Annotated in this window: 6 protein-coding genes; all 6 read right to left on the bottom strand. The window is 56.9% G+C overall.

Annotated elements, in window-relative coordinates:
- The coding region (locus tag GA0061099_RS38770) for a transposase (RefSeq protein WP_199751068.1) at nucleotides 1–280 on the bottom strand (280 nt) is incomplete at its 3' end.
- 60 nt (nucleotides 281–340) lie between these two features.
- Nucleotides 341–898, bottom strand: coding sequence for a hypothetical protein (locus GA0061099_RS40900; RefSeq protein WP_141697818.1), 558 nt, complete (start codon nucleotides 896–898; stop codon nucleotides 341–343).
- 26 nt (nucleotides 899–924) lie between these two features.
- Nucleotides 925–1,248: a hypothetical protein gene (locus GA0061099_RS38765; RefSeq protein ID WP_074448672.1), complete on the bottom strand. Its 324-nt coding sequence runs from the start codon at nucleotides 1,246–1,248 to the stop codon at nucleotides 925–927.
- Nucleotides 1,249–1,324: 76 nt separating this feature from the next.
- On the bottom strand, nucleotides 1,325–2,947 hold the full coding sequence (locus GA0061099_RS38760) for a ferritin-like domain-containing protein (protein WP_074448671.1): 1,623 nt from the start codon (nucleotides 2,945–2,947) through the stop codon (nucleotides 1,325–1,327).
- A gap of 1,058 nt (nucleotides 2,948–4,005) precedes the next feature.
- Nucleotides 4,006–4,785, bottom strand: a complete 780-nt coding sequence (locus GA0061099_RS40895) for a vanadium-dependent haloperoxidase (RefSeq protein WP_141697817.1) — start codon at nucleotides 4,783–4,785, stop codon at nucleotides 4,006–4,008.
- Nucleotides 4,786–4,787: 2 nt separating this feature from the next.
- Nucleotides 4,788–5,006 (bottom strand): integrase core domain-containing protein (locus GA0061099_RS38755; RefSeq protein ID WP_141697816.1); only part of this gene is annotated, 219 nt, incomplete at its 5' end.

Raw genomic sequence — 5,006 nt, 5'->3', positions numbered from 1 at the left:
CGATAATCGCCGTCTCGAAGGTTTGCCGCCGTAGCTTCGGAACCTTCAGATTGACGTCGCCCGCCTTGGTCTGCAGCGTTCGCTCGTAGCTGCCTGCCCGCGTGTCCTGCCGCGCCGGGCTGCGCTCATACCGCCCAGCACCGCACAGCTGGTCCGCTTCGGCCTCCAGCATCGCGTTCAGTGTCTCTTCCACTGTCCCGCGGACCATCTCGCCCAGGTGATCTCGAATCCGGGCCTCATCAATTTGGATCACCTGACCCATGGCATTCCCATCGTTCATTCAAAGCTCCTTCATTCTAGAAGAAGCCGTCAATCCTGAAAGTGCGAAAGAATCTGTACGTTATCGTGATTGGCGACCACGGCCGCGTGCCGACCATCCGTTTGCACACAACCAAGATCCAAAGGCTACCGACGTTCCGGATTTGAAGTTCGCGCAACGCCCGATGAAAGTGTGCTGTACATGTCCGGTGATGCCGGCAATGCGAGCCTCGACACGGTCGGAGGGCTGACCGGTCCGGCGAAGCATCTTCAGGTTAGCAAAGAGGACGTCCCAAGAGATATGCTCGGGCCCGCGCCCAAGGTCCGCAAGATCATTCACCGTGAGCGGCCGCAATTCGGGATCATCATCAAATCGTCCCCACACTTCCAGGAACGGGCAGACGGGCTTCACACGCCCGGCGCCATCCTTGAAGCGAACCGGGCTGGAGGGTACCTGCTTTGCGACGATCTCGCCCGTAACCGGATTGACCAGCAACGTTTCGGCGGGCCGAAGCTCGCGGTAGCCACTCCCAGCAGTAACGACCAAGTCATAGTTGTGCATCGGCTCAGCGGAACCGCCGAAGCGTCCTATCGCAAGGGGAGGCAGAACCCGAATTTCATGGATGTCCGTGACGGGCATAGGCGTGTGCTCCTTTCCTCCTGGCGCTATTGCGGGCAGCCGTCGTCGATCCATCTCTTTATGACATCAACCTTGGCCGGATCGATCGCGGGCCAGCCCGCCGGCATGCGACGAAAATTTCCTCCCGGCGTGCCAATGTCCGAGCCGAATGGGGCGCGCCCCAATAGTGCCTTCACAAGATTGGATTCCGCTCCGTCTCCGAGTATGAGCAACTTCTGCCCAAAGATCACGAGTGCTACGAATTGATCTCTTGTCTGGTTGCGCCAGAAGGCACCGTGGGCGCCGACTGGGGACGCGGATCCGCCGACTGCGGTATCGAGGATTTCGATGATCTCCTGGTATCTGCCCATCGGCACGCTCCCGTTCTCTCGTGGCACCGGCGCACGCGTGAGTCCGTTGATCCATGTTTCAATGTAGTGGATACGCTTAGGATCGATCGGCGCTCGCCCTGCTGGCATGCGCCGGGAGAGCTCCCCCGGGTGTTCCAAGATCGGCGCCGAATGGCGCCTCTCCCTTCAACGCCTTGATTATATTTGAATTCGCTCCATCCCCTGGCCTTAGCGGGGGGAAGCCCGCCACGTCTCGCAATTTCGTTTCATCATCCACGCGCCAGAACTCACTGTGAGCAAGTTGAGCAAGCGGGAAACCGCGCAAGCCCTCATCCAAAATCTGGCGAACCTTCGCGAACCCAGTCGCGGCCAAGGGATGATTGCCCTTTCGCAATTCTTCGAGATCGGCGAGTGACTTATCGTCGCGCTCGGCCAAAGCGACGAGCATTGCTGCTTCGCTATCCGCTGCTGGCGCAATCGATTTTTGGAGCTGGTCGGCAAGTGCACGAGCTGTTGTCAGCACATCGATATGGCGGCGCCACCGGTCCTTCTCGCGGTCGGGCAGTGCAAGCCCGTAGGGAAGCTCAAACGTCGGACCTGCCTTGGGGCCACCTGGCGCGTCTAGATCGAGACCTACGAGCAGTTCGCTGATCGCCTTGAGATTACTCATCTCCATGAAAGTCGCGATCACGAGCCAGCCATGAGGCGTGCGGTCGCCTACGTCTGTAAACAATTCGCCGCCGAGGCTCAGGAAGTGCCACAGGTATCCGAGCAACAGTCGATATCGCAAATTCAAGAGCTGTGCCCAACGGCGTGTGCGCGGATTCGCGATAATAGTCGCCTCGGTTGCCAGCTCGGAAGTAGTTGGATTCGTCGCTATCGAGTGAAGATAAACCTGCGTTGGACTAAATTGCTCCAACTGCTTGAATATCGTGAGAAAACGCTGAAAATGCGAGGTCACGGCACCTTCTTGATGCCCCTCGCCCTGCTCTGCGATCTCGGTGAGCAATGCTCGGGCTTCGGCACGCGTTCTGACCGGGCGGACCAGTGCATGAAAGGAGATAGTAGATTGGTCCTTGCCACCCCACTCGCTATCGTAACCCTGAGCATCCAGGCGCTCGCCATCGAAGTCGCTGTCGCGAAGGCCGGCTGTCGGCCCGGCGTCGAACAAGTCGAGCAGACGCTCGTACAGTTTGCCAACTCGATTGACCTGCTCTCCGTGCGTGAGCGTCTCAACGAGAGCCCTTTCCGCATCTGAAATGAGATTGAGAGCTGGCATCTCCGCCGCAATATAGCGGTTGAGCGACGCAGAGAACAAGGCAGCGGCGATTTTTTCGGCGTCTCCCTTGCTCGCTTTCACCGCAGCTTTGATCGACTTTCGACGTCGAATTGTCAAAGGCTCAAGCTTGAATTCGAATGGATAGAACTGGCTGCGGAAGGGATAGCTATCCCGCTCGAAATTCAGGGGTAGCCCCAGACTGATCAAGATATTCTGCACGGAGATGAAATGCGCCATCTCTTCTTTGGCAATCGCCAGAATCGTGCGCTTCCAATCTGCGACTTGTGCGCTTTGGCTTGGTGACAGGCCGATGGCGTTGGGATTGAGAGAATAGGCTGAGTAGAGATACTGGACCATCAAAGCGTGTTCGATTTCGGCGGCGATGTGCAGCAGGAAAGCCGCTTCGTCCCTCGGCGCAAGTGGAGGATCGTGAGTAGGCATTCCGCCTTCCACTGGCGCAGGAACCCGGTCGGAAGGCACTTCAGCGCGCACGAGAGCTCCGATCTCGCCCACAGAAAATAGATTGGCCTCGAGATTTCTGTTTCGTGCATCTGAGGTTCGACGGTCGGCGTCAGTGAGCCCGTCCGCTCCAAAGATAGTTGGCGGCGCTGCGCGCCACCGAAGGGCAAACAAGCGCATTATCAGACCTTTGTGCAGTCGGTGGATTTCGCAATTGAGATCGCAACCAGGGCCAATATTTCCTCCCAATGAAACAACAATAAGCAATTGAAGCGATCTCTGGCCGTCATACCCACAGTCAAAACCAGCTGGCAATAATATCTCAAGGAGCGCGGGCTCGAAGAGAAGCAGCTGTTCGTAAAACGGGCGAGATCAAACTCGCCCGTGCACTAGTCTTTGCCGGAGTTGCGCGTACAGCTCATCGGCCGTGTCCGCTGCAGCTACAATTAAACAAGACAGGATCAAAGCGCCGACTGTAGCAAAGACTTTCATCTGAAATGCCCGTAGCTGAGATTCAACTACAGGAAGAACGACCTCATATTAGAGAACCTCAATGTTAGAATGATACGAATATATATGCAATCTGAAGTTCGAGGGACGCGAGACTTTGTCGTGGTGCAACCTCACTGGGCAGTATCACACAATGACCTTCGCAGCGAAGCACGCCGATCCATAGATGTTGGCTTGGTGTCCCAGGCTGACGATTGTGTCGCCGTTGGCATTTGAACGGGGTGAGGGTCCCGTCGTACAACCAGTCCAGTTTGTCTCTTCAGTTCTTCATGGCTCGAATTCCTTGAGCAACGTCCAGCCATAGGCATCGACGGTCACGTAGTCATGCAGCATCTGCTGATGGAAAAGGATGTTTGGTGCCTCTCCAGGGACGTGGGGGTGCTCCGCCGCCCCCGAACGCGATGAAGGTCGGCGCAGTTCCAAGCAAAGGCGGAGCGTGGCAAATCAAATAGCTCCGCAAATATCCAAATACGCGTGAGGGGTATGAGACCACAGATGGAACTCAGGCCAGGCCTTTGGCTTCTTTTCCGTCAAGGTACCGGAGCGAGATTTTTGGGAGTGATTACCGCTCTCGCTGCAGCGCTCTTTGCAAGGCCATTGTTGAAAATATCGTGGGCTAGAGCGCGTCCCAAGGGTACGCCGCCAATATTCGAGTTATCATTCAAGATATCTTGGTGAGTGGTAACGTTGTCTCCAATGCCGTCAAAGCGCCGGTGAACACCGAGATACACGCGACTCACCGCATTGTCGAACATTCCACGGAGCAAGGAATCGTGGTGCCGCCGCTGACGCCCCCTGAAAGAGCCATCTTCGGCAATGGCTCGGCCGTCGCACTCATCCGATATTGTGTTAAAGAATAGATTGTCTTGGGCACCGGGTGCGACCCCGAAAAAACGCCGAGTTATTTCGAAGGCAGCGGCACCGAACGTAGCGTGCCCCGAAGGATAGGCGGGGAAGGGAGGAGTAAAGCTATGTCGACCAGACTCGTTCGTTCTTGGGGAGCCTAGGGGTATCCACCAAGGATCGCACCGTTTGTGAAGCGCGTGAGAAACCGCGGTGCCGTTGTACCAATAACTATCGTCGTATTCTCTAATTCCTAATACAGGGCGCCAAAGCTGGTACGTGTACTTGTAGTACCAAGAAGCGATACCTGCGTCCGCCATCGCGACGTTGACGAGCGCTAAAAGACGCGCCGAGGCCGCCGCCCGCTCAGCTCCGTTCACATTGTTCCCAATTATCTCACGAACGATTTGATTATACAGCCGCGGCGGAACACCGATTTGCGACGCTCCGTTGACCTGCCACTGCATTTTCATCCAGCAGCAGTTAGAGTCTCGGGGTTTTGTACGCCAAGTGGCGCGGATGGAGCAACGGACGATCGGCGGAGCTGGTCGGGGTTGCGCAGCCGATCGTCCGTTGCGGTGAGGTGGGCGGCGTAGGCCGCGGGGGTCAGGTATTTCAGCGACGAGTGGGGACGCTGGAGATTGTAGTCGGCGACCCAGTTGGCGATCTTGGCGCGGGCGTCATCGAG

It is taken from the genome of Bradyrhizobium yuanmingense, assembly GCF_900094575.1.
Taxonomy (GTDB): domain Bacteria; phylum Pseudomonadota; class Alphaproteobacteria; order Rhizobiales; family Xanthobacteraceae; genus Bradyrhizobium; species Bradyrhizobium yuanmingense.
Note: the sequence above shows the minus strand (reverse complement) of the source record. Positions and strands in the feature narration are given on the sequence as shown.